This window comes from Burkholderia sp. YIM B11467 (assembly GCF_052952715.1).
Map to the genome: position 1 here is coordinate 1,256,637 of NZ_JBQVSQ010000001.1, position 24,408 is coordinate 1,281,044.

The 24,408-nt window shown below is 67.8% G+C and carries 22 protein-coding genes; 12 read left to right on the forward strand and 10 right to left on the reverse strand.

Annotation, left to right across the window (positions count from 1 at the left end):
- Nucleotides 1-52: 52 nt before the first annotated feature.
- The 3 genes from ACTRWB_RS05690 (at nt 53) to ACTRWB_RS05700 (ending at nt 4,370) form a co-directional block, all read left to right on the forward strand.
- A complete protein-coding gene (locus ACTRWB_RS05690; RefSeq protein WP_048246169.1) occupies nt 53-880 on the forward strand; it encodes a p-hydroxycinnamoyl CoA hydratase/lyase in 828 nt (275 codons plus the stop codon).
- 42 nt (nt 881-922) lie between these two features.
- A complete protein-coding gene (locus ACTRWB_RS05695) occupies nt 923-2,374 on the forward strand; it encodes an aldehyde dehydrogenase (protein WP_446901218.1) in 1,452 nt (483 codons plus the stop codon).
- A 91-nt stretch (nt 2,375-2,465) separates the two neighbouring features.
- Nucleotides 2,466-4,370: a feruloyl-CoA synthase gene (locus ACTRWB_RS05700; protein ID WP_446901219.1), complete on the forward strand. Its 1,905-nt coding sequence runs from the start codon at nt 2,466-2,468 to the stop codon at nt 4,368-4,370.
- Nucleotides 4,371-4,411: 41 nt separating this feature from the next.
- Here ACTRWB_RS05700 and ACTRWB_RS05705 read toward each other — a convergent pair whose 3' ends face one another.
- The 3 genes from ACTRWB_RS05705 to ACTRWB_RS05715 all read right to left on the reverse strand — a co-directional run bounded on the left by ACTRWB_RS05705 (nt 4,412) and on the right by ACTRWB_RS05715 (nt 7,345).
- A complete protein-coding gene (locus tag ACTRWB_RS05705; RefSeq protein ID WP_446901220.1) occupies nt 4,412-5,392 on the reverse strand; it encodes a PDR/VanB family oxidoreductase in 981 nt (326 codons plus the stop codon).
- Nucleotides 5,393-5,447: 55 nt separating this feature from the next.
- Complete coding sequence (locus ACTRWB_RS05710; protein ID WP_129516069.1) at nt 5,448-6,491, reverse strand: aromatic ring-hydroxylating dioxygenase subunit alpha; 1,044 nt, start codon at nt 6,489-6,491, stop codon at nt 5,448-5,450.
- Between the two features lie 86 nt (nt 6,492-6,577).
- Nucleotides 6,578-7,345 carry a GntR family transcriptional regulator gene (locus ACTRWB_RS05715; RefSeq protein WP_129517341.1) on the reverse strand — a complete coding sequence of 256 codons (768 nt, stop codon included), beginning with the start codon at nt 7,343-7,345 and terminating at the stop codon, nt 6,578-6,580.
- Between the two features lie 256 nt (nt 7,346-7,601).
- Here ACTRWB_RS05715 and ACTRWB_RS05720 point away from each other — a divergent pair, with 256 nt between their 5' ends.
- From ACTRWB_RS05720 to ACTRWB_RS05735, 4 genes are all read left to right on the forward strand, one after another.
- A complete protein-coding gene (locus ACTRWB_RS05720; RefSeq protein ID WP_048246163.1) occupies nt 7,602-8,096 on the forward strand; it encodes a MarR family winged helix-turn-helix transcriptional regulator in 495 nt (164 codons plus the stop codon).
- 286 nt (nt 8,097-8,382) lie between these two features.
- Entirely contained in the window at nt 8,383-9,588 is a 1,206-nt protein-coding gene (gene mhpT, locus ACTRWB_RS05725; RefSeq protein ID WP_193099549.1) for a 3-(3-hydroxy-phenyl)propionate transporter MhpT, read from the forward strand.
- 67 nt (nt 9,589-9,655) lie between these two features.
- Entirely contained in the window at nt 9,656-10,795 is a 1,140-nt protein-coding gene (locus ACTRWB_RS05730) for a porin (protein ID WP_446901221.1), read from the forward strand.
- A 28-nt stretch (nt 10,796-10,823) separates the two neighbouring features.
- Nucleotides 10,824-12,545: a tannase/feruloyl esterase family alpha/beta hydrolase gene (locus tag ACTRWB_RS05735; protein WP_446901222.1), complete on the forward strand. Its 1,722-nt coding sequence runs from the start codon at nt 10,824-10,826 to the stop codon at nt 12,543-12,545.
- Between the two features lie 63 nt (nt 12,546-12,608).
- Here ACTRWB_RS05735 and ACTRWB_RS05740 read toward each other — a convergent pair whose 3' ends face one another.
- Complete coding sequence (locus tag ACTRWB_RS05740) at nt 12,609-13,085, reverse strand: Lrp/AsnC family transcriptional regulator (protein WP_412023551.1); 477 nt, start codon at nt 13,083-13,085, stop codon at nt 12,609-12,611.
- 177 nt (nt 13,086-13,262) lie between these two features.
- Between ACTRWB_RS05740 and ACTRWB_RS05745 the strand changes: the two genes are divergently transcribed.
- Complete coding sequence (locus ACTRWB_RS05745; RefSeq protein ID WP_446901223.1) at nt 13,263-14,495, forward strand: diaminopropionate ammonia-lyase; 1,233 nt, start codon at nt 13,263-13,265, stop codon at nt 14,493-14,495.
- A 29-nt stretch (nt 14,496-14,524) separates the two neighbouring features.
- Nucleotides 14,525-15,700, forward strand: coding sequence for a M20 aminoacylase family protein (locus ACTRWB_RS05750; RefSeq protein ID WP_446901224.1), 1,176 nt, complete (start codon nt 14,525-14,527; stop codon nt 15,698-15,700).
- Between the two features lie 56 nt (nt 15,701-15,756).
- Here ACTRWB_RS05750 and ACTRWB_RS05755 read toward each other — a convergent pair whose 3' ends face one another.
- Entirely contained in the window at nt 15,757-17,115 is a 1,359-nt protein-coding gene (locus ACTRWB_RS05755; RefSeq protein WP_446901225.1) for an aspartate aminotransferase family protein, read from the reverse strand.
- 770 nt (nt 17,116-17,885) lie between these two features.
- On the opposite strand from ACTRWB_RS05755, the gene ACTRWB_RS05760 reads away from it, so the two are divergent.
- Genes ACTRWB_RS05760 through ACTRWB_RS05770 form a run of 3 tightly spaced genes read left to right on the forward strand, consistent with a single transcriptional unit; the run spans nt 17,886 to nt 19,519 of the window.
- Complete coding sequence (locus ACTRWB_RS05760) at nt 17,886-18,431, forward strand: DUF4142 domain-containing protein (protein ID WP_446901226.1); 546 nt, start codon at nt 17,886-17,888, stop codon at nt 18,429-18,431.
- A gap of 49 nt (nt 18,432-18,480) precedes the next feature.
- Nucleotides 18,481-18,789 carry a cupredoxin domain-containing protein gene (locus ACTRWB_RS05765; RefSeq protein ID WP_446901227.1) on the forward strand — a complete coding sequence of 103 codons (309 nt, stop codon included), beginning with the start codon at nt 18,481-18,483 and terminating at the stop codon, nt 18,787-18,789.
- Nucleotides 18,790-18,808: 19 nt separating this feature from the next.
- Nucleotides 18,809-19,519 (forward strand): RNA polymerase sigma factor, encoded by a 711-nt coding sequence (locus ACTRWB_RS05770; protein ID WP_446901228.1) that lies wholly within the window; start codon nt 18,809-18,811, stop codon nt 19,517-19,519.
- A gap of 152 nt (nt 19,520-19,671) precedes the next feature.
- Here ACTRWB_RS05770 and ACTRWB_RS05775 read toward each other — a convergent pair whose 3' ends face one another.
- From ACTRWB_RS05775 to ACTRWB_RS05795, 5 genes are read right to left on the reverse strand one after another with little or no spacing between them, the layout of a single operon-like run.
- The gene (locus tag ACTRWB_RS05775) at nt 19,672-20,940 is read right to left on the reverse strand and encodes an MFS transporter (RefSeq protein ID WP_446901417.1); all 1,269 of its coding nucleotides are present in this window, start codon (nt 20,938-20,940) and stop codon (nt 19,672-19,674) included.
- The gene (locus ACTRWB_RS05780; RefSeq protein ID WP_446901229.1) at nt 20,927-21,355 is read right to left on the reverse strand and encodes a chromate resistance protein ChrB domain-containing protein; all 429 of its coding nucleotides are present in this window, start codon (nt 21,353-21,355) and stop codon (nt 20,927-20,929) included. Before ACTRWB_RS05780 ends, ACTRWB_RS05775 begins: the two co-directional genes overlap by 14 nt.
- A 52-nt stretch (nt 21,356-21,407) precedes the next feature.
- A complete protein-coding gene (locus ACTRWB_RS05785) occupies nt 21,408-21,731 on the reverse strand; it encodes a hypothetical protein (RefSeq protein ID WP_446901230.1) in 324 nt (107 codons plus the stop codon).
- A gap of 31 nt (nt 21,732-21,762) precedes the next feature.
- A complete protein-coding gene (gene chrA / locus ACTRWB_RS05790; RefSeq protein ID WP_446901231.1) occupies nt 21,763-23,298 on the reverse strand; it encodes a chromate efflux transporter in 1,536 nt (511 codons plus the stop codon).
- Between the two features lie 36 nt (nt 23,299-23,334).
- Nucleotides 23,335-24,312 (reverse strand): chromate resistance protein ChrB domain-containing protein, encoded by a 978-nt coding sequence (locus ACTRWB_RS05795; RefSeq protein WP_446901232.1) that lies wholly within the window; start codon nt 24,310-24,312, stop codon nt 23,335-23,337.
- Nucleotides 24,313-24,408: the final 96 nt, after the last annotated feature.

Below are 24,408 nucleotides of genomic sequence, written 5' to 3' on the forward strand. Positions count from 1 at the left end.
TAGTAAATTGGCGTCGAGTCGCGCAGGGCGGCACGGTCATTGGAGAACGAAGATGAGTTACGAAGGTCGCTGGAAGACGGTGAAGGTCGAGGTCGAGGGCGGGATCGCGTGGGTGTCGCTGAACCGCCCGGACAAGCGCAATGCGATGAGCCCGACGCTGAACACGGAGATGATCGACGTGCTGGAAGCGGTCGAACTCGACGCCGACGCGCAGGTGCTCGTGCTGACCGGCGAGGGCGATGCATGGACGGCCGGGATGGACCTGAAGGAGTATTTCCGCGAAGTGGACGCGGGTCCGGAGATCCTGCAGGAAAAGATCCGCCGCGACGCGAGCCGCTGGCAGTGGCAGCTGCTGCGCATGTATGCGAAGCCGACGATCGCGATGGTCAACGGCTGGTGTTTCGGCGGCGGCTTCTCGCCGCTCGTCGCGTGCGATCTCGCGATCGCGGCCGACGAAGCCGTGTTCGGCCTGTCCGAGATCAACTGGGGCATCCCGCCGGGCAACCTCGTCAGCAAGGCGATGGCGGACACGGTCGGGCATCGCGAGGCGCTGTACTACATCATGACCGGCGATACCTTCACCGGGCAGCAGGCCGCGAAGATGGGCCTCGTCAACAAGAGCGTGCCGCGTGCGCAACTGCGCGACGAAGTGCGCGCGCTCGCCGCGAAACTGCTCGACAAGAATCCGGTCGTGATCCGCAATGCGAAGCACGGCTTCAAGCGTTGCCGCGAACTGACGTGGGAGCAGAACGAGGATTACCTGTACGCGAAGCTCGACCAGGCGAACTATCGCGATCCGGAAGGCGGTCGCGAGCAGGGCCTCAAGCAGTTCCTCGACGACAAGAGCATCAAGCCGGGCCTGCAGGCGTACAAGCGCTGACGCGCGAAGCGGCACGCAACCGGACTGAGCGGAGACAGCGAAATGCACGAAGTGAGTTTGTTGATCGACGGCGTGTCGCGCGGCGCGTCGGATGGCGGCACGTTCGACCGGATCGATCCGGCGACGGGACAGGTGGCGTCGCGCGCCGCCGCGGCGACGCTTGCCGACGCGGATGCCGCGGTTGCGGCGGCCGCACGCGCGTTTCCCGCGTGGGCGGCGCTCGCGCCGACCGAGCGCCGCCGGCGGCTGCTCGCGGCGGCCGACCGGATGGACGCGCGCGCCAGCGAATTCATCGAGACCGGCCGTGCCGAAACCGGCGCGATGGCGAACTGGTACGGCTTCAACGTGATGCTCGCGGCGAACATGCTGCGCGAGGCCGCCGCGATGACGACGCAGATCGACGGCGCGGTGATCCCGTCCGATGTGCCGGGCAGCCTCGCGATGGCCGTGCGCCAACCGTGCGGCGTCGTGCTCGGCATCGCGCCCTGGAACGCACCGGTGATTCTCGCGACCCGGGCGCTCGCGATGCCGCTCGCGTGCGGCAACACGGTCGTGCTGAAGGCGTCCGAAGGCTGCCCGGGCGTGCACCGGCTGATCGGCAGCGTGCTGCATGACGCGGGGCTCGGCGATGGTGTCGTCAACGTGATCACGCATGCGCCGCAGGACGCACCGGCGATCGTCGAGCGGCTGATCGCGAACCCGGCGGTGCGGCGCGTCAACTTCACCGGGTCGACGCGCGTCGGCCGGATCGTCGCGACGCTCGCCGCGCAGCACCTGAAGCCGGCGTTGCTCGAACTCGGCGGCAAGGCGCCGGTGCTCGTGCTCGACGACGCGGATCTCGATGCGGCGGTCGACGCGGTCGCGTTCGGCGCGTTCTTCAACCAGGGCCAGATCTGCATGTCGACCGAACGCGTGATCGTCGACCGGCAAGTCGCCGATGCGTTCGTCGAGCGGCTCGTCGCGAAGGCGCGTACGCTGAAGGCGGGCAACCCGGCCGCACCGGGCGTCGTGCTCGGCACGCTGGAAAGCGCGGCGGCCGCGCAGCGCATCGCGGCGCTGGTCGCCGACGCGCGCACGCACGGCGCGGCGTTGCCGCTCGGCTGCGAAGTCGACGGCGCGGTGATGCAGCCGACGATCGTCGACGGCGTCACGCGCGACATGAAGCTCTACGCGGACGAATCGTTCGGGCCGGTCGTGACCGTGCAGCGCGTCGACGGCGACGAAGCGGCGCTGGCGGCCGCGAACGACAGCGAATACGGGCTGGCTGCCGCGGTGTTCAGCCGCGACATCGCACGCGCGATGCAGGTCGCGAAACGGATCGAGTCGGGCATCTGCCACATCAACGGCCCGACCGTGCACGACGAGGCGCAGATGCCGTTCGGCGGTGTGAAGGCGAGCGGCTACGGCCGGTTCGGCAGCAAGGCGTCGATCGCCGAATTCACCGACCTGCGCTGGATCACCGTGCAGACCGCGCCGCGCCACTACCCGATCTGAGCAGGCCGCCGCGGCGCGGCACCGACAACGACACAATGAAGTTCCTGCCGCGCGCCGCGCGCGCGCCGGCGGAACCGACTGGAGACAGACCTTGGACGCGGATCCGACCCAACTGCGCGGCCTCGCCGCCGCGCAGCCCGCCCCCGCCGGCTACCGCCCCGTCGCGATCGGTGCGGCACCGCCCGACATCGCGCAACGCGACGGTTGCTGGACCCTGCGTGCATCGACCGCGCTCGGCGCGTATCCGCGCCGGCTGACCGACCGGCTCGTCAGCGGTGCGCAGGCGCACCCGGACCGCTGGCTCGTCGCGCGGCGCGGCCCCGACGGCGCATGGATCGGCATCAGCTATGCGCAGATGCTCGAACGCGCACGCGCGATCGGCCAGGCGCTGCTCGATCGCGGGCTGTCGGCCGAGCGGCCGGTCGCGATCCTGTCCGGCAACGATCTCGAACACCTGCAGGTCGCGTTCGGCGCGCTGTGGGCCGGTATTCCGTATGCGCCGCTGTCGCCCGCGTATTCGCTCGTGTCGAGCGACTACGGCAAGCTGCGCCATGCGCTGGCGCTGCTGACGCCGGGGCTCGTGTTTGCCGCGGACGGCGATGCGTTCCGTGCCGCGCTCGATGCGACGGTGCCGCCCGACGTCGAGCGTGTGGTCGTGTCGGCGGCGGACGGGATGCGCGGCGTCACGCGCTTCGCGTCGCTGCTCGACACCGCGCCGGGCAGCGTCGACGCCGCGCACGATGCGATCGCGGGCGATACGATCGCCAAGTTCCTGTTCACGTCCGGCTCGACGCGGCTGCCGAAGGCGGTGCCGACCACGCACCGGATGCTGTGCAGCAACCAGCAGATGCTGCTCGAAACGTTTCCGCAATTCGGCATCGAGCCGCCGGTGCTGGTCGACTGGTTGCCGTGGAACCACACGTTCGGCGGCAGCCACAACGTGGGGATTGCGCTGTACAACGGCGGCACGCTGTACATCGACGACGGCAAGCCGGTCGCCGGCAAGTTCGACGAGACGCTGCGCAACCTGCGCGAGATCGCGCCGACGGTGTACTTCAACGTGCCGAAAGGCTGGGAGGAGCTGACCGCCGCGCTCGAAACGGACGCTGCGCTGCGCGCGACCTTCTTCTCGCGCGTGAAGATGTATTTCTTCGCGGGCGCGGGGCTGTCGCAGGCCGCGTGGGACCGGCTCGAACGCGTGACGCTCGCGCACTGCGGCGAGCGCATCCGGATCATGGCGGGCCTCGGGATGACCGAAGCCGCGCCGTCGTGCATGTTCACTACCGGGCCGATGTCGGGCGCCGGCTACATCGGCCTGCCCGCGCCCGGCTGCGACGCGAAGCTGGTGCCGGTCGACGGCAAGCTCGAGGCGCGCTTCCGGGGGCCGAACGTGATGGCTGGCTACTGGCGCGCAAGCGGCGACGACGCGCGCGAGGTGTTCGACGACGAAGGCTACTACCGCAGCGGCGACGCGGTGCGCTTCGTCGACCCGCGGCGTCCGGAGATCGGGCTGATGTTCGACGGCCGGATCGCCGAGGATTTCAAGCTGTCGACGGGGACCTTCGTGAGCGTCGGGCCGATGCGCGCGCGGATCGTGTCGAACGGCGCGCCGTATGTGCAGGATGCGGTCGTGACCGGGATGAACCGCGACGACGTCGGCGCGATGATCTTTCCGCGCGTCGACGATTGCCGTCGCCTTGCGGGCGCGGGGCCGGACGCCGACGTGCGCGCCGTGCTGCAGGCGCCGGCCGTGCGCGCGTTCTTTGCGGACCTGCTGCAGCGATTGAATCGCGACGCGACCGGCAGTGCGACGTTCATCACGCGGCTGTGCCTGCTCGACACGCCGCCGTCGCTCGATCTCGGCGAAATCACCGACAAGGGTTCGATCAACCAGCGCGCGGTGCTGACGCAGCGCGCGGCCGTGATCGAAGCGATGTATGCGCACGACGCGGCCGATGCGGGCGTGATCGTCGCCGGCGCGGCGCGCGGCGCATAAGGCGCGCACGCTGCGGCGCGTCTACCGCGCCGCACGCACTTTCACAGATCCAGCACCAGCAGCGGCGTGACCGCACGCGAACAGCACGGCAGCATCTGATCGTTGGCCGCGCGTTCGTCGTCGGTCAGGTAGACGTCGCGATGATCGGGCGTGCCGGACAGCACGCGCGTGAGGCAGGTGCCGCATACGCCTTGCTCGCACGATACCGGCACGTCGATTCCACAACCGCGCAGCGCGTCGACGATCGTCGTGCCGGCCGGCACGTCGACGACGCGGCCCGATTGCGCGAGCGATACCTGGAACGCGTGGTCGGCTCCGTCTTCGCCTGGGGCAACTGCGGCGTCCGCGCCGGCCGCACCTGTGCCGGCCGCACCGAAATACTCCCGATGCACGTTCGCAGGATCCCAGCCGGCTTGCGCGGCCGCCGCGAGCACGGCACCAATGAACCCGCCGGGGCCGCACACGTACAGGTGCGTGTGTGCATCCGGCTTCGCGAGCACGTGCGGGAAATCGATGCGCCGGCCGTCCGGCGCGTCGTCGAACCAGAGCCGCGTGCGGGCCTTGAGCCCGGGCGTGTCGAGCCGGTCGAGGAACGCGGCGCGCGCCGGCTCGCGCGCGCAGTAATGCAGCTCGAACGACTGGCCGGCCTCGATCAGGTGCGCGGCCATGCTGAGCAGCGGCGTGATCCCGATGCCGCCGGCGAGCAGCACGGTGTGCGCGGCCTGCGGGTCGAGCGCGAAGTGGTTGCGCGGCGCGCTGATGTCGAGCGTCGTGCCGGGCTCGCATGCGTGCATCGCGAGCGAGCCGCCGCGCGACGCGGGCTCGCGCAGCACGCCGAGCCGGTAGACGCCCGTCTCCGACGGGCTGTTGCACAGCGAATACTGGCGGACGAAACCGCCGACGTGGACGTCGACATGCGCGCCGGCCGTAAACGGCGGCAGCGGTGTGCCGTCTGCCGGCGCGAGTTCGAACGCGCAGATGTCGGTCGCGACGGGAAGCTTGCGGATGAGTGTGACTTTCATGGGAATGGTGGGGTAGGGGCGCCGCACCGCCATGCGGCGGCGATGCGGCACGCGGTCAGCACGGCAGCGCGACGGCGCGCTCCTGGTCGATCAGCCGGTCGAGCACGCGTCGCGACTGCACGCCGCCCGCGTCGATGTTCAGCTTCAGCAGCGGCCGGTCCGGCCAGCGCAGCAGGTTGCGCTGCTGCGCTTCGAGCATGTCGAGATCCTCGGCGAAGATCGCGCCCTGTCCGTTGCGGATCGTCTCCGTCAACGCGCGGTCGTCCACCGCGAAACTGCGCGCCATCCCCCAGAAGTACCAGATCGACGTCTCGGTTTCCGGCGTGATGAAATCGACGACGATGCTCGACACCTTGTCGCGCGGGTCCGCGTGATAGCCGCCCTTGCCCGCGTGCGCGACGCCCACCTCGATCATCACGTGGCTCGGCGGCGTGAAATGGCAGATCTGCCAGCGATCGCAGCGCACGTCGTCGGCGAGCCCGTTGCCGCGCAGCGCGGCGGCCCAGAACGGCGGCGGCACGATGCCTTCCATGAAGCGGCTGGTCGTGACCGTGTCGCCGTTCACTTTCGTCGCGGGCGGCGCTTCCTCGATCTCCGGCTGCCCGATGCTCGATGCATGCACGTAAGTCTCGTGCGTGAGGTCCATCAGGTTGTCGATCATCAGCCGGTAATCGCAGTCGATGTGATAGAGACCGCCGCCATACGCCCAGCCCGGATCGTCGGCCCAGTGCAGCCGGTGAATCGTCGCCGGATCGGCCTGGGCCGGATCGCCCGGCCACACCCACACGAAGCCGTGCCGCTCGACGGCCGGATAGCGGCGGATCGCCGGAATGCCGCCGACGCGCTGGCACGGCATGCTCGTGCACTTGCCGTCCGCGCCCATCGTCAGCCCGTGATAGCCGCACACGAGCCGGCCGTCGCGCACGGTGCCGAGCGACAGCGGCGCGCCGCGGTGCGGGCAAAAATCCTCGAGCGCGGTGACCGCGCCGTCCGCGTCGCGGAAGAACACCATGCGTTCGCCGCAAATCTGCCGCCCCAGCGGCTTGCCGGCGAATTCGTCCGGCGTGCAGGCCACGTACCACGTGTTTTTCAGGAACATGCGTCTCCTCCATGGCGTGTGCGCACGCCGTGTGTGTCGTCGGATGAGCGGCGCGTCGTGCGCCGCGCGAAGGTGCCGCGTGCCGGTCAGCCGGCGTCGCGGCGAATCAGGTTGCCGCCTTTGAGCTTCGTCATCGCGCGCTGGCTGTCGAGCACGCGCCGCAGGTTGTCGTGCGCGATCTGTGCGTGTTCGCGCATCAGCGCTTCCGCGCGCGCGCCTTGGCGACGTTCGATCGCGTCGAGCACCGCGCGATGCTGGGCTTGCGCGACGATCAGCGTTTCGTGTGCGCGCGGATCGAGCGACTGCACGACGACGAACGCGCTCGCGGACGCGAACGGCAACGTCGCGACCTTGTCGATCTGCCGCGCGACGACATCGCTGCCGGCCGCGGCCGCGAGCAGCCGGTGGAAGCGGGCATTTGCATCGACGTAGCGCGAGAACGTGTCGTCGGTCAGCGGGCCGGCGAGCAGGACGTCGATCTCGTCGGCGCACGCGCGCAGGTCGCGCAGCATCGACGGCGGCACGCCACGTTCAGCCGCGAACCGCGCGGCGAGCCCTTCGAGCGTGCCGCGCAGTTCGATCGCATCGCCGATCTCGCGTGCCGAAAACGCGCGCACCGCAAACCCGCCGGTCGCGATCGGCTCGATCAGCCCTTCTTCCTGGAGCCGGATCAGCGCCGCCCGAACCGGCGTGCGCGACACGCCGAGCCGCTCGACGACCCACAGTTCGGAAATGCGTGCGCCCGGCGCGAGCTCTCCGCCGACGATGAGCTCGCGCAAGCCGAGCAGCGTGCGGACCGTTTGCGACGGGGAAGCGGCGCGGGTGTCGGAAGTCGAAGCGTCGAGGTCGGTCATGGCGGATATCGGGGGCTGTGCCGCATTGCCGGTGCCGGCGTGCGGGGTTATCAGGTTACTTGATAAAATTGTATACATCGCCGCCGCGCATTCAAGCTGAATCGTGCAAATCAACGGGTAAACCACGATCGAAACGGCCGGGTCGGATTCGTGTTGTATACAGCGTGCCAGCCGCCGCGATTCGGGCGATGCAAGCCTGTCCGCCATGCGGGCCGCGTGAGGTAAGATGGCCCGCGACATTCCTCCCGACACCTTCATGAGTTCGACACCTGTCAAACCGGCCGGCGCGAAACGCGCTGCCCGTGCTACCGAGGCCAGGCCGCCCGTGCGTGCCCAGCAGCGGCTGACCTACCTGATCGGCAATCTCGATCGGCTGCTGCGCCGCCAGATGAGCGATGCGCTCGCACCGCTCGGCGTGACGCTCGCGCAATACACGGCGCTGTCGGTGCTCGAAGCGCGCGGCGCGTTGTCCAATGCGCAGCTCGCGGTGCGCTCGTTCATCACGCCGCAATCCGCGAACGAGGTGATGGTCGCGATGGCGGCACGCGGCTTCGTTACGCGCGAGGCCGATCCGAATCATGGCCGCGTGATCCTGCTGCGCCTGACCGACGAAGGCTCGGCAATCCTGCGCGAATGCGAACGGGTGCTGCGCCCGCTCGAGCGCCGGATGCTCGGCGACGACCTCACCGCCGCCGACGCCGTGCAGGTCCAGCGCACGCTCGAACTGTTCGTGCGCAACCTGCGCGACTGAGCCGCGTTTTCGCGACATTCGACGTTGTGCACGGCCTTGCCCGGCCGGCTTCCGCGCGCATTGCGGGTTAACACCGGCGCACCGCGCACTTGAAATATCAGGTTACCTGTTATTAAATCGTCCCGTCCCTCGATGGGATGACGGTCCGCACGACCGGCTGGTCGCGCGGATTTTATTTCGGACAATGAATCAGGCTACCTGATAAATTCTGACGCATGGTCCGGTTACGACAAAGACATCGCGCATGCGTCCCGGCATGACGCGCAGTACAAGGTTTGGAGACGACATGGACACTTCCGTTGCCGAGAGGCCGGCCGTTGCGACGACGCTCGGCCTGTGTTTCGCGATCGCGCTGCTCGAGGGGCTCGACCTGCAGTCGGTCGGCGTCGCCGCGCCGCGCATGGCGCACGAGTTCGGGCTCACGGTTTCGCAGATGGGGCTCGCGTTCAGCGCAGGCACGTTCGGCCTGTTGCCGGGCGCGATGCTCGGCGGCTGGCTTGCCGACCGGATCGGCCGCAAGCACGTACTGATCGCGTCGGTCTGCCTGTTCGGGCTGCTGTCGATCGCGACCGCGCAGGTGTCGAGCTTTGCGATGCTGGTCGTCGTGCGCGCGCTGACCGGCCTCGGCCTTGGCGGTGCGATGCCGAACCTGATCGCGCTGTCTTCCGAAGCGGCCGACGCGCGCTCGCGCAGCAGCGCGGTCGCCGTGATGTATTGCGGTATTCCGTTCGGCGGCGTGATCGCGTCGCTGATCGGTGTGCTGCTGGCCGGCGACACCGAGTGGCGGCACATCTTCTACGTCGGCGGCATCGGGCCGCTGCTGCTCGCCCCGCTGCTGCTCGCGTTGCTGCCGGAATCGCGTGCGTTCCTCGACGTCAGCGCATCGGGCGCCGCGCGCCCAAGCGTCGGGCACACGCTGTTCGGCGGCGCGCGCACGGGCACCACGCTCGCGCTCTGGCTCAGCTATTTCTGCACGCTGATCGTGCTGTATTTCCTGCTGAACTGGCTGCCGTCGCTGATGGCGGCGAAGGGGCTCGCGCGCAGCCAGGCCGGGATCGTGCAGATCTTCTTCAACATCGGCAGCGGCCTCGGCGTGCTCGGCATCGGCATGTCGATGGACCGGATGCGGCCGTCGCGGGTCGTCGGCGGTATGTACGCGGGGATCGTGCTGTCGCTCGCCGCGCTCGCGATCGCGCCCGGGATCGTCTGGCTGTCCGCCGCGGCGTTTGCGGCCGGCATGTTCGTCGTCGGCGGACAGTCGGTGCTGTATGCGCTGGCCGCGATGTACTACCCGACCGCGATGCGCGGCACCGGCGTCGGCTCCGCGGTGGCAGTGGGCCGGCTCGGCTCCGTGGTCGGGCCGCTCGCGGCCGCCGAGCTGCTCGCGATGGGCCGCAGCGCGTCGGTCGTGATCGGCGCGAGCATCCCCGTCACGCTGGTCGCCGCCATCGCGGCGCTGGTGCTGATCCGCAGGCCGCAGGCACACGACTGAGTTTCTTTACTTTCAACCACGAGCGCCGGCAGAGCGCGATATCGACGCAGGTCTGGAGACACTAACCATGAAGCACACCAAAGCCTTGCTGGCGGCCGGCGCATGCGCGCTGGCCGCGACCGGCGCGCACGCGCAATCGAGCGTGACGCTGTACGGGATCATCGACACGGGCGTCGAATACGTGTCGCACGCGAACGCGGCCGGCGACCACGTAGTGCGCATGCCGGCCGTGACGGGCGAGCTGCCGTCGCGCTGGGGGCTGCGCGGCGCGGAGGATCTCGGCGGCGGTTATCAGGCGGTATTCACGCTGGAAAGCGGCTTCAACGTGCGCGGCGGCGATCTGGGGCAGGGCGGGCGGCTGTTCGGGCGGCAGGCGTTCGTCGGGCTGAAGGGCGGCTTCGGCACGCTCGCGTTTGGCCGCCAGTACACGATGACCTACCTCGCGCTGCAGGGCGCGGACATCATCGGCCCCGACATCTACGGGCTCGGCTCGTTCGACGCGTACGTGCCGAACGGCCGCGCCGACAACGCGGTGACCTACCTCGGCACCTATCGCGGCGTGACGCTCGGCGCCGCCTATTCGTTCGGCCGCGACAGCGCCGGCACCGGCAACTCGCCGGGGCAGGGCACGTGCGCGGGGCAGGTGCCGGGCCACGCGGTCGAGTGCCGCGACTGGTCGGCGATGCTCAAGTACGACAGCGCATATTTCGGCGCGGCGGCGTCGTACGAAGAGCAGCGCGGCGGCACCGGTGCGGCCGCGAACTTCTTCGACGGCGTCGCGCCGGTCGCGTTCACGAGCAGCGCGGGCAAGGACGCGCGAATTCACGTGAGCGCGTATGCACAGGCGGCGGGCGCGCGGATCGGCGCGGGCTGGATCGGGCGGCGCGTGTCGACCGGTTCGCCGGCCGAGCCCGGCGCGCATTCCGACCTGTTCTTCGTCGGGGCGTCGTATACGGTCAAGCCCGATTTCGTCGTCGATGGCGAAGGCTACCGGATCGTCAACAGCGCACACGACACGCGCGCGACGATGGCGACGCTGCGCGCGACCTATCTGCTGACGAAGCGCACGTCGGTCTACGCGCAAAGCTCGTATCTGTGGAACAGCGCGCACGCACGCTACGCGGTCAGCGGTGGCGGCCCCGGTACGACGCCGGGCGAAGGGATGGGGCAGCTCGGCGCGATGGTCGGCGTCAAGCACATGTTCTGAGTCGGCAGCCTGAACAACGGGAGATATCTTGAACAGAAAATCTGCATTCCTCTGCATTGCGCCGCTGTCCGCCGCGATGCTCGCCGGTTGCGGCGGCGACGATTCGGTCAGCTCCGCGCCCACGCACCTGAGCGCGGCGACGCCGGCCGCGATGGCGCAGACCTGCGACGCACTCGCCGCGAAGCTTGCGTACGCGAACACGTCGTTCACGTCGGTGACGACCGCGGCCGCCGGCGCGTTGACGGTGGCCGGCCAGCCGATCGCCGAGCACTGCGTGATCGAAGGGAACATGAACCAGCGCGTGAGCGCGGTGGACGGCCAGACCTATGCGATCGGCTTCGAGATGCGCTTGCCGAAGGCGTGGAACGGCCGCTTCTTCTACCAGGCGAACGGCGGGCTCGACGGCAACGTCGTGACCGCGACCGGCGAGATCGGCGGCGGCGGGCCGCTGACCGATGCGCTGAACCAGGGTTTCGCGGTGATCAGCTCGGATTCCGGGCACAGCGCCGCGCAGAACCCGCTGTTCGGCCTCGATCCACAAGCGCGGCTCGACTACGGCTACGGCGCCGTCGATGCGTTGACGCCGATGGCGAAGCAGGTGATCCGTCTCGCCTACGGCAAGGCGCCCGACCGCAGCTATTTCGGCGGCTGCTCGAACGGCGGGCGTCACGCGATGGTCACGGCCGTGCGCAACCCGGGCGACTACGACGGCATCATCGCGGGCGATCCGGGCTTCCATTTGCCGAAGGCGGCGATCGGCGAGATGTACGGTGCGCAGCAGTTCGCGAAGATCGCGTCGGCGACGGGATCGAACGGGCTGCCGGACATCCGCAGCGGCTTCACCGATGCCGAGCGCCAGTTCGTCGGCGCGAAGATCCTCGACAAATGCGATGCGCTCGACGGCGTGGCCGACGGGATGGTGCAGGATGTCGCCGCGTGCCAGGCGCACTTCAGCGTCGAGACGGACATCCCGACCTGCGCGAACGGCACGCGTACCGGCGCTTGCCTGACGCCTGCGCAGAAAACCGCGCTCGAGAACGTGTTCGCCGGGGCGCGTAACAGCGCGGGCACGGCGCTCTATGCGAGCTTTCCGTACGATCCGGGCGTGGCCGGCGGCGGCTGGGCCGCGTGGAAGCAATCGAATTCCATCACGCTCGATCCGGTCGCGATGGCGTTCACGTTCATGTCGCCGCCGAAAAGCACCGCGACGCTCGCGAACCTGCCCGGTTTCGCGCTCGGCTTCGACATGGACAACGATGCGCCGGCGATCTTCGCGACGAGCGGCGTGTACACGCAATCCGCGTGGTCGTTCATGACGCCGCCCGACGAGACGAACCTGGCCGCGCTGAAGTCGCGCGGCGCGAAGCTGCTCGTCTATCACGGCACCGGTGATCCGGTGTTCTCGTTCAACGACACGAGCGACTGGTACCAGCGGGTCGCGCAGGCGAACGGCGGCGATGCGTCGAGCTTCGCGCGCTTCTATCCGGTGCCCGGGATGAACCACTGTGCGGGCGGGCCGGCGGCCGACCAGTTCGACATGCTGACGCCGCTGGTCGCGTGGGTCGAGCAGGGGCAGGCGCCCGCCGCGATCGTGGCCGCCTCGCGCGATGCGACCAACGCGGTGCCGAACGCGGACGTGCCCGCGTCGTGGGGGGCAGGGCGCACGCGCCCGCTGTGCCCGTATCCGCAGGTGGCGCGCTACAACGGCTCGGGCGACGTGAATTCGGCGGCGAGCTTCAGTTGTCGTTAACGGTGCCGTGGATGGGAGGCGGCCGGCGCATGCAGTCGTGCGCCGGCCGCTTCCTTGCCGCACTCATTCGCCGGGTTCGACCGGCACCTCGAGCCCGACCTTCACGCGGCTCATGCTCACCAGCGTCTTGAACCGCTTCACGTTGTTGTTCGCGAAGAACAGCTCGCGCGTGAGCGCGTTGTACTGATCCATGTTGCGCACGGCGAGGATCAGCACGAAATCCCATTCCCCCGTCACGTAGTAGCACTGCTGGATCTGCGGGCACCGCTCGAAGGACCGCTTCATCGCGTCGAGCTGGTCGATCTGCTCGCTCTCGACCTCGACGTTCACGACGATCGTCAGCGGATGATCGACCTTGTCGGGCGCAACCACGGCCGTGTAGCGCTCGATCACGCCGTCTTCAGCAAGACGCCGCAGGCGCCGGTTCACGGCGGCGGTCGACAGGTTGACGCGCGCGCCGAGCTCGGCCTGCGGCGTCTGCGCGTCGCGCTGGATTTCCATCAGCAGCTTGCGATCGAACGCATCGAGCGGGGTGGACATGATGGTCTGGAACCTCGAAAGAATGAGAAATTTTTGCGCCGGAGTGGCTGATTTGGCGATTTAATTGATCGGCAAGCGCAATATTATTTTCCAACTGGTGGCGCGCGCAACCCGCGCTTGCCCGATCCGACCCACCCGACGGACCGCTGGCGCGGTCCGGCTCCGGAGCCTTTCGCCATGCTGATCGCCAACCCCCGCGCATCGCGCGCCGCCTATCCCAACGCGCTGCGCCGCGTGATGAACATCGCGTCGGCCGACGAAAGCGGCGCGTGGCTCGCGCACTGGCCGCTCGTCGGCAACGCGCGCACGCCGCTGCGCGCGTTGCCGGATCTCGCCGCGCGGCTCGGCGTCGCGAGCGTCAGCGTGAAGGATGAATCGTGCCGCTCGCCGCTCGGCAGCTTCAAGGCGCTCGGCGCGCCGATCGCGCTGGTGCGGCTCGTGAAGCGCCTGCGGCGCACCCACGATCTCGATCCGCAAGGGTTGATCACCGGCCGCTACGCGTCGCTGCTGGCCGACCTGACGGTGATCAGCGCGACCGACGGCAATCACGGCCGCGCGCTGGCCGCCGCCGCGCGCGCGATCGGCTGCGGCTGCGTGATCGTGCTGCACGCGAATGTCGACGCCGAACGCGAACGCGCGATCTCGGCGTACGGCGCACGGATCGTGCGCATCGCGGGGAACTACGACGAGTCGGTCGTCTGCGCGGCGCAGCTTGCGCAGGCGAACGGCTGGTATGTCGTGTCGGATACGTCGTACGACGGTTACGAGGCGATTCCGCGCGACGTGATGCAGGGCTATGGCGTGATCGCCGCCGAGGCCGCCGCGCAGGCGGCGCAAGACGATGGGCGGCCGTTCACGCACGTGTTCCTGCAGGGCGGCGTGGGCGGTCTCGCGGCGGGCGTCGCGAGTTACCTGTGGGAGCGCGACGGCGCGCAGCGGCCGCATTTCATCGTCGTCGAGCCGCGCCAGGCCGATTGCCTGTACCAGAGCGCGCTCGCGGGGCGCGCGACCAAAGCGAGCGGCAGCGTCGATTCGGTGATGGCCGGGCTCGCTTGCGGCGAGGCGTCGCCGCTCGCATGGGATTTCCTCGAGATGTGCATCGACCACTTCATGCTGATCGACGACGACGATGCGATGCAGGCGATGCGCGGCCTCGCGGCCGGCAGCGAACACGACGTGCCGCTCGTCGCCGGTGAATCGGGCGCGGCGGGCGTCGCGGGGCTGGCCGTGCTGATGCGCGACCCTGCGAGCGCGCGGCAGGCGGGGCTCGACGCGCATTCGCGCGTGCTGGCGATCAATACGGAAGGCGCGACGGCGCCGTCCGTGTACCGGAACTGCGTCGGCGAGACGGCCGACGCGGTGCTCGCGCGGCAGCGCGACTGGCTGAACCGCGCGGCGGTAGCGGCCTGAACGACACAACGACCGACGAGGCAAGCGCAATGGACACAACGGAAGAAAGCACGCTGCAGGGGCAACTGAAGGCCTGGCGCCGGCATCTGCACCAGTTTCCGGAGACGGGTTTCGAAGAGGTGAACACGTCGGACTACGTCGCGCGCATCCTGACGACGCTCGGGCTCGACGTGCATCGCGGGATCGGCGGCACGGGGCTCGTCGCGAACCTGACGGCGGGCACCGGCCGGCGCGCGATCGGCATCCGCGCGGACATGGATGCGCTGAACATCGCCGAGCACGCGCCGGGCCGCGAACACGCGTCGCGCACGCCCGGCAAGATGCATGCGTGCGGACACGACGGCCACATGTCGATGGTGCTTGGCGCCGCGCAGTTGCTGGCCGAACGCAAGGATTTCGACGGCACGGTGCGCTTCATTTTCCAGCCGGCCGAGGAGCATGGCCGCGGCGCGAAGGCGATGATGGCCGACGGGCTGTTCGAGCGCTTTCCGGTCGACGCGATCTTCGGCGCGCACAACATGCCGGGCATGCGTGCGGGCACGTTCTCGACGCGCGCGGGCGGCATCATGGCGAGCGAAGACAATTTCGTGATCCGAATCGATGGGCGCGGCACGCATGCGGCGCGTCCGCACATGGGCATCGATCCGATCGTGATCGGCTCGCAGATCGTGCTCGCGCTGCAGACGATCGTGTCGCGCAATCTCGATCCTGGCCAGCAGGCGGTGATCTCGTGCACGGAGTTCATCACCGACGGGCTGCGCAACGTGCTGCCGTCGACCGTGACGATCAAGGGCGACACGCGCAGCTATTCGCGCGACGTACAGGCGCTGGTGGAAACGCGGATGCGCGAGATCAGCGAAGGGATCTGCCGCACGCACGGCGCGACCTGCACGTTCGACTACACGCACGAGTTCGCGCCGACGGTGAATTCTCCGGAATGGGTCGGCACGGCCGTGCAGGCCGCGGCGCAGATCGCGGGCGCCGACGCGGTGAACGCCGACGTGCAGCCGATGATGATCTCGGAGGATTTCGGCGCGTTCCTGCAGGCCGTGCCCGGCAATTTCGTGTTCATCGGCAACGGCGAAGCGGCCGAGCGCGGCGGCGTGCCGCTGCATAACGCGACGTACGATTTCAACGACGCGATTCTGCCGGTCGGCGCGCGGTATTTCGCGGAAGTGGCGCGGCGCGCGTTGCGGGCCGCGTAGGGGCAGCGCGGTGGGCGCGCGCCAGCCGTGGCCGCCGCGCCGCACCGCGCGTCACATCACACCAGTTCGCCCAGGCACGCGTCGAATTGCGCGACGAGTTGGTCGACATCCTCGGCCGTCGTCTGCGGGCACACGAGCATCATGTTGTGGAACGGCGTGATTAGCACGCCGCGATTCAGCAGGTACAGGTGCACGATGTGCTCGAGTTCGCTGTCGAGCTGCGCGCCGGCAAGCGTGCCGTTGCGCGGCGGCGTGGGCGCGAACTGAAACTCGGTGCGCGCGCCGATGCGCGTCACGCACCACGGCAGCCCGTGTTTCGCGATCGCCTGTTCGAGCCCGGCGGCCAGCCGCACGGCCAGTTCGAACATGTGCGCATACGCGGCGTCGGTCGCGACTTCGGCCAGCGTCGCGCGCATCGCGTGCATCGCGAGCATGTTCGCGGTGAGCGTCGTGCCGATTCCGGAGTGACCGGGTGGCGCGTTCAGCTTCGCCTGTTTCGCGCGTTCCGCGAATTCGGTGCTGAAGCCATACACCGCGCACGGCACGCCGCCCGCGATCGGCTTGCCGACCACCAGCAGGTCCGGTTCGAGACCGTGCGCAACCGCGTAGCCGCCCGGGCCGCTGCTGATCGTGTGCGTCTCGTCGATCACGAGCAGCGTGCCGTGGCGGCGCGTCAGTTCGCGTGCTGCTTCCCAGAAGCCCGGCTCGGGCAGCACCATTCCGATGTTCGTCATCGCGGGCTCGGCGAGCACGCATGCGACATCGCCATCCTTCAGCGCCGCTTCGAGCGCATCCAGATCGTTGAATTCGACGACGCGCGTGTTCGCGAGCAAGTCGTACGACTGCCCGAGCAGGCTGTCGCGCTGCACCGGGCGGCCGTCGACGAGATCGACGAAGACGTCGTCGACCGTGCCGTGATAACAACCGTTGAACACGACGATCGTGTTGCGGCCGGTTGCCGCGCGGGCCCAGCGCAGCACGAAGCGGTTCGCGTCGCTCGCGCTCAGCGCGAACTGCCAGACCGGCAGCCGGAAGCGGCGTGCGAGTTCGCGCGACACCCATGCGGCGTCCTCGCTCGGCAGCATCGTCGTGTAGCCGCGCGTGGCCTGCTCGACGAGTGCGCGCGCGACCGGTTCGGGCGCATGGCCGAACATCGCGCCGGTGTCGCCGAGGCAGAAATCCACATAGCGATGGCCGTCGACGTCGGTGAATGTCGCGCCGCGCGCTTCCTTCACGTACAGCGAGAACGGGGTCGACCAGTCCTGCATCCAGTGCAACGGCACGCCGAACAGCAGGTGTTCGGACGCTTCCGCGGACAGCGCGCGGGAGGTCGGCATGGCTTCGGTGAAGGCGCGGCGTTCGCGGTCGAACAGTGCGCGGGCGCGGATGAGGTCGACTCCGTGGCGGGAAGGCAAGTGGGGCTCCGGGGCTGTGAAGATGGGAAACGATAACGCGGGCGGCGGGGGGCTGAACAGGGGCGGAATTACCGACGCGGGTGGGTAGCGGGCGGGAGCGGAGGTTCGAACCGGCTGCGACGGCACGACACGAGCCGGCGCAGCGGGCGGAATACACCGGATCTGGAACGGATCGCGTCGCTACGCCAACGCATTTCGGCGGCGATGTTCATACAGCGTTGAACCTGCGATTCGCTTAAGTCTGAACTATCCGCAATCCGGCTCATTTGACGTTGAACTTCCCGGTTGACGTCCGCTGGTCACGCGATCACGTATCGGTCGCTCGATTCGAAGGAGGGGCGCTTGGGGCAGGGCACGCCTTGTTATGGGCCGGTATGACCCGAAGCTGTCGATCACCTTGCGGGTTCTGGAAGTCCGCAGCACATTCCGGAGCGGTCGGTCACGTGAAAGCTCGCGTTGACTCCTGCGAATCTGCCCCGGAACGTTACAAGCAGAGGGCATCCCCGAATAGGGACCGCTGAAGGGGGAGGCACTCGTCGAAGTGGCGATGCGCGAATGGGTTTCGAAATTCAATCGTCGTCGCTCGCTTGAGCACTTTGGCTGGCTTCCGTCAGCCGAAGCATGCGTCGCCGCATGGCCACCTCGCCTGCGACGATCCGCGTGCCGATGGAAACGCCCGCGGGCGTCGTGACATCCAATCTGATGAGCGGCCACCCACCGCGTCCTGACGGCGCCTCCTTCGCCGTCCGTCACAGTTCGGAGGAAATCAGATGAAAGCGATCAGGAATTCCGTCTTATGCGGCGCGCTTCTCGCCGCCGGCTTGCCCGTGTACGCGCAGCAAACCGGCCCGACCGATCCGCAGATCGCGGCAATCGTCGTGACGGCCAATCAGGTCGACATCGACGCAGGGAAGCTGGCTGAATCGAAAACGCAAAACAAGGACGTCAAGGCGTTCGCCGCACGCATGGTGCAAGACCACACCGGGGTCAACAAGGCGGCGGTCGACCTCGTGACCAAGCTGGGCGTGAAACCCGAGGAAAATCCGACCAGCATGGATCTCAAGCACGGTGGCGACACCAATCTGCAGAACCTCGGCAAGCTCGACGGCACACGTTTCGATCGGGCGTACGTCGATCATGAGGTGACCTATCATGAAGCGGTGCTCGATGCGATCAACCACACGCTGATACCGTCGGCCAAGAACGGCGAGCTGAAGGCACTGCTGGTGAAGGTCGAGCCGGCGTTCGTCGCGCATCTCGAACATGCGCGGCATCTGCAGTCGATGCTGGGGAAGAGCGGTGGCATGGGGCAATGACGACCGCTCGACGCGGACCCACGCGGCGTCGCGACGGTGTCGTTTCGGTGTGCGATGCGCGCGCGCCGCGTGGGTGTGCGCGCTGGTCGCGTCGTCGTGTGTGTTCGCCGAGTCGCATGTGGTCGTCGTCGAGCAGATGCGCTTCACGCCGGCCACACTGACCGTGCGCCGCGGCGACGAGGTGGTCTGGATCAATCGGGATCTGTTTCCGCACACGGCGAGCGCGGACGCGCGCGCGTTCGACTCGGGCAGCATCGCGCCGCAGGCGTCGTGGCATTACATCGCGCACGAGCGCGGGCGGTTCCCGTACTCGTGCACGTTCCACCCGACGATGCACGGCATGTTGATCGTTCGATGACGCAATCCGGGAGCATGCGATGACGATCTCTTTCGACACACACGCGGCCTCCCCGGTCGACGACGAGCGCGACGTCGTGCGCCGTGTCGTCGCCGGCGAGCAAGCGGCGTTCGAACTGCTGATGCGCCGGCACAACCGGCGTCTGTATCGGCTCGCGCGCGCGGTCCTGCGCGACGACGCGGAAGCCGAGGATGCGCTGCAGGCCGCGTATCTGTCCGCCTATCGATCGATCGCGCATTTTCGCGGTGACGCGGCGCTTGCGACCTGGCTGTCCCGGCTGGTGCTCAATGAGTGCTTTGGGCGCGTGCGGCGTGCAAGGCGGCGGGCGGACGCGCTGCCGATCCTCGATGCGGACGATTCATTCAATGAGGCGGACATGATCGACTTTTCGTCCGATTCACCCGAGCGGTCGGTGTCGCGCGCCGAGCTGCGGGATTTGCTGGAACGCCGGATCGACGAGTTGCCGCCCGCGTTCCGTATCGTGTTCGTGATGCGCTCGGTGGAAGAAATGACCGTCGAGGAAACCGCACAGTGCCTTGCACTACCGGAGGCGACGGTGCGCAGCCGGCATCATCGTGCGCGGCGAATGCTGCGCGAGTTGCTCGTGCTCGATATCGATCTGGCCGAGCGCGACGCGTTCGATTTTTGCGGAGCACAGTGCGATCGGGTCGTCGCGCATGTGCTGTCCAGGTTGGAGGATGGCAAAGCGGGCGACGAGCGGGACACGTGATTGCTCACGGCCGTTGCATGATCCGCAGCACCGGTCGCCCGTCGGTACGCAGCGAAGCCCGCCACGGAGAGCATCCCTAAAAGTCCGACCAGCAAAAGCAGGCGCAGGCGAGAATTCGGGAGATATCTCATGACTCGATCCTGCGACAACTATTACGGCTTCGCCCCTTCGTCGGGTTTGATGTGACGGAACGCGGCGAGCAACGAAAGGTCGTATGCGATTTTCAATGCCCCGCATGCGACGAGCGGTACACCAAGCCATCCGAGGCCGAACAGGCTTCCCGCCAGCGTCGGTGCGACAGCGGCCGCGAGACTGCGCGGCACTGAAGTGAAGCTGGCCGCGGCCGGGCGCTCTGCCGGCGTAACGACGGCCATTACGTAGGCGGTGCGCGTCGGCACGTCCATCTGCGACAACGCGCTACGCATCAGCAGAAGCACCAGCGTTGCCGGTAGTGTGGGCGCGAAGGCCGCGCCGATCAGGCACAGGCTCGACGGGATGTGTGTGAAGACCATCGTGTTCAACAGGCCGATCCTGCGTGACAGTGGCGCAGCGACAAGCTGGGAGCCGGCAGAGAGCAAACCGGACCAGAAGAAGAATTGCCCGGCCGCACCGATCGACAGGCCGAAGCGCTGCATCAGCCAGAGCGACAGCAGCGAATTGACGACGAGTCCGCCCGCGAATGCATCGATGCTGAACAGCAGCGCCAGGCGTGTGACGATCCGCCGGGATGGACCCAGCGGCGGAGCAGCAGTTGCCCGGCGCGACTCGGCGGTCGGCAGCCGACGGTATAAAACAGCGACCACGAGCCCCGTCACCGCGTACAGGAGAAACATCGTGCGCATCGCCTCGAGGAGCGAGACGCCTGCGTGCGAAGCGAGCCAGAGCGGCAGCCCCGCCGCGAGCGAACCCAGCGCGGCCGACACTGCCCCGATCAAGCTGTAGCGTGCGAACAATGCGGTCCGCGCATCGCCGTTCGCCGCTTCGGCGAGTCTCGCCTGTTCGAGCGGCAGGAACAGGCTGACATCGCCCGAGCTCGGATTGAGCGTGCCGACGAAGGCCACGACGAGTAGCGGCCAGAGCGTCGACGCGCCGGCAAATCCAATGCCGGTCGCAGCCATCAGAACGGCGGCAAGTGTCAGCATTCTGCGTGGCGGGAAACGGCTGGCGATCATGCCGACGGCGATCGTTGCCACGGCCGAGCCTGTCAGCGTCGCGGTACTGATCAGCCCGACGTCAACTTGCGCGAAGCCGAGCAAGAGTAGGTAGGCAGGCAGCAGGACTGCTATGAAGCCGTCGCAGAAGCCTCGCAGGCCGCGGCTGACGAGAAGAATCCATGCCGTATGCTCCACGCCGGCCGGCATCAGCCAGCGTGAAACGCGAACCGCGTACGAGGTGGGCGGACGCCCGCTAGGCACGTGCATCACGTCGGCACCACGTATAAAGCGCGTCATACATCGTCATCCCGTGCCGCAGCTGTTCGTGATCGTCGGCGAAGTTTCCTGACAGGCCGATCGAAATCGCATACAGGCCGGTCGCCTCCGGTGCCAGGTCGAGCCGGTTCGTATCCGCACCGCGTACGATCTCGGCGAGCTCGAGCAGTGCGGGGTCGCGAAGCGCGTACTTGTCGAGGAACGCATCGAAGCTGCAGCGTTCGCCGTGGTGCCCAAGCTCGACGCCGGGTACGTCGTAGGGGATCGCGCCCGTTTCGCCCGCGATTCGCAGCACGTCGGTACCGGGCACGTAAAGAAATTCAGGTGTGTCGTCGATGAACCGGGCGACGAGCCAAGGGCAGGCGATGCGATCGATTTTCGGACGCTCCCGCGTAATCCACTTCATGGCGCCTCTCCTGTCTGACGGTACGGAAACCGCACGGCGACTCGGCCGACGATCAGTCGTCGTCCTCTTCGTCGTCACTGGCTGGGCGGCTACTGATGAGCTTGCCGTCCTCGGCCAGAATCAGACGTTGCTCCTGGCCGCCCTGCACAATCATCACGACATAGCGCGACTCGCCGTCCTTCGCGCGCCGTTGAATCACACCGATGCTGCCGCCTTGCCGTTGACGCTCGATCGTCGTTCTCACCGGCGCCGGCACGTGCTCGAGCGTGACGATCTCGCCGGCCCCCAGATCGGACGAGCTTCTGTCGCAACCGGATAGCGCAGCAGACAGGGCAAATACCAACGCAACCGGCACGATCCCGCAAAACCTTCGCATGACCCACTCCTTGTATGGTCGCCCGCGGCGATTACCCGACCATGCGAATGACGATCCCCGCCACGCAGCATCCGGCGAGCGTCGTCATCATCCCGAGCTTGAAGCGAAACAGCGCGATCATCGCGGCCAGCGACAGCGCCAGCGACCACACGTCGAGGCTCGACAACACAGGGATCTGCAGCGTCATGCCGAGCACATGTTTGACCGCGACCTGCGCGAACAGCGTATGAATCGCGAACCATACGGCGAGGTTCAGGATCACGCCGACGACGGCGGCCATGATCGTCGACAGCACCGCGTTGAGCGCGCGGTTGTTGCGCAAGGCTTCGATATACGGTGCGCCGATGAAGATGAACAGGAACGACGGCGCGAAGGTCACCCACTTCGCGACCAGACCGCCGAGCGTGCCTGCCAGCGCCGGGTCGAGCGTGCCGGGCTGACGGAACGCGGCCATGAAGCCGACGAACTGCACGACGCTGATGAGTGGCCCCGGCGTCGTTTCGGCCATGCCGAGGCCGGCCAGCATTTCGCCGGGCGCGAGCCAGTGATAGTGATCGACGGCCTGCTGCGCGACGTAGGTCAGGATCGCGTAGGCGCCGCCGAAGGTGAGCACCGCCATCTTGCTGAAGAAGGTAGCGATGTGCGTGAACACGCTGTCCGGGCCGACCGTCGCGAGAAAGACGAACAGAGGCCCGAGCCAGAGCAGCACGCCGAGCACCGTCACCTTGAGCGCACGAGTATGCGACGGCCGCACGTGTTCGGGAATCTCCACGGCGAAGGCTGCGTCGATCGCGGGTAGCGGGCCGTCGTCGTGTTCCGTGCCAGACTGTACCGCCGTGCCGCGCGGCGACAGCGTTCCGGTCGCACGGCCGATCAGGCCGATCGCAGCCGCCGCGACGATGACGAGCGGGAACGGCAGCGCGAAAAAGAAGATCGCGATGAACGATAGCGCTGCGACGGCGACCATCGTGCGGGTTTTCAACGCCCGGCGGCCGACGCGCACCACGGCCTCCAGAACCACTGCGAGCACCGCCGCCTTCAGGCCGAAGAACAACGCCTGCACATAACCGACGTTACCGTAGGTGGCGAAGACCCAGCTCAGGACGCCGAGCGCGACGAGGCCGGGCAGGATGAAGAGGAGTCCGGCTACAAGACCGCCGCGCGTCCGGTGCAGCAGCCAGCCGATGTAGACAGCCAGCTTGTGCGCCTCCGGCCCAGGCACGAGCGTGCAATAGTTCAGCGCGTGCAGGAAGCGCGTTTCGCTGATCCAGCGTTTCTCCTCGACCAGGATCCGGTGCATCACGGCGATCTGTCCTGCAGGGCCACCGAAGCTGAGCGCGGCCACGCGAACCCAAACCCGGAATGCGTCGCGGAATGAGACGCCGTGGCGCTCGTGTGCGGGGCGATCCTGTGTCGTAGCGACGGATTGCTGCGCGTCGACAGTGCGGTTTTCCATCAAATCGATTCTTCCGGTTGTGTCATGGGCTACGCGCATCGTAGTCGGCTGCCGTGATCCAGCCACGCCGCTCGACGAGGTCGCGACGCATGTAGCCGACCAGTTGGCCAAGCGAATAGGTCGGTTCGGTCGCGGCGATAGCGATGGTCATGACTTGGCCTCGGTCCCGTTCCTGTCGTTCGACGCGAAATGCGTATAAAGCGAGTCGAGTACCGCGACCATCTGCTCGAGCAGTTGATCGTCGTTGTCCGTACGCTGCCGCGTGCCGGCCATTACGGCCTCGAAGCCGACCGCTTCCGGCGCGGTGGTGCCGCCCACGTCGAGACCGTGCACGATCTCGCCGAGCCGCATCAGCGCCGGGTCCTGGTCGAGCCCGAAACTCGCGAGCAGCACCTCGAACGTCACGCGTTCGCCGACATGAGTGAACGTCGCACCGTCGAAATCGAAGCCCAGCGCATCGGCCGGACAATCGGCTGGCGACGCCAGCCAGATGAAGCGCGCGCGCGTGTCGATGAAACGGCGGATCAGCCACGCGCTCGCGACGCGGTCGACCCACATGCGCTGTCGTGTCGCCCAGGTGCGGCCCTGATATGCGTCGATCGCGAGCGGCCGGATCTCGCGGTCCGCGGCGTGCGGTTCGCCCGGCGACAGTACGGTGTCGACCAGCGCAACGAAATCCTGCAGCGCGACTTCTGCGCGAACTGCCGCGCCACCGGGGAAATAGTCGATCGCGTGGAGCGCGTCGAAATCCTTGCGCAGGCGACGCAGCAAGCGAGTGAGCTCCGTGGCGGACTGCCCGGCCACCGTCTTGCGCGCGTCGGCGAGCGTGCGGGCAAATGAAGCGTAGTCCTCGTCGCGATTGAAGAGCGCACGGAATTCCTGCTCCTGCGATGCGTCGAGGCTCGGTGCGCGCAGCAGATGGGCCGTGCCGCCGCTTTCCCCGATGGCGTCGGCGAGTTCGCGCAACATGCTTTCGTGTTCGTCCGTGTACGGAAGCAAGTAGATACCGTCGCGCAGCACCGCGCAGCCCTTCGCCTTGAGCGCGCGCCAGAACCGCATGCGGGCCGTCGCGTTTTCCGTCGGCAGGGTAAGAACGAGAAGCGACCAGATCGAGAGGTTATCCATGTAGATTATGCTACGTGGATGTCAATACCTCTACAAGTTAACTTTTGATCGCTTGCCCGATCGTATCGGCTCGGTTGCTCGTATTCGATGACAGAT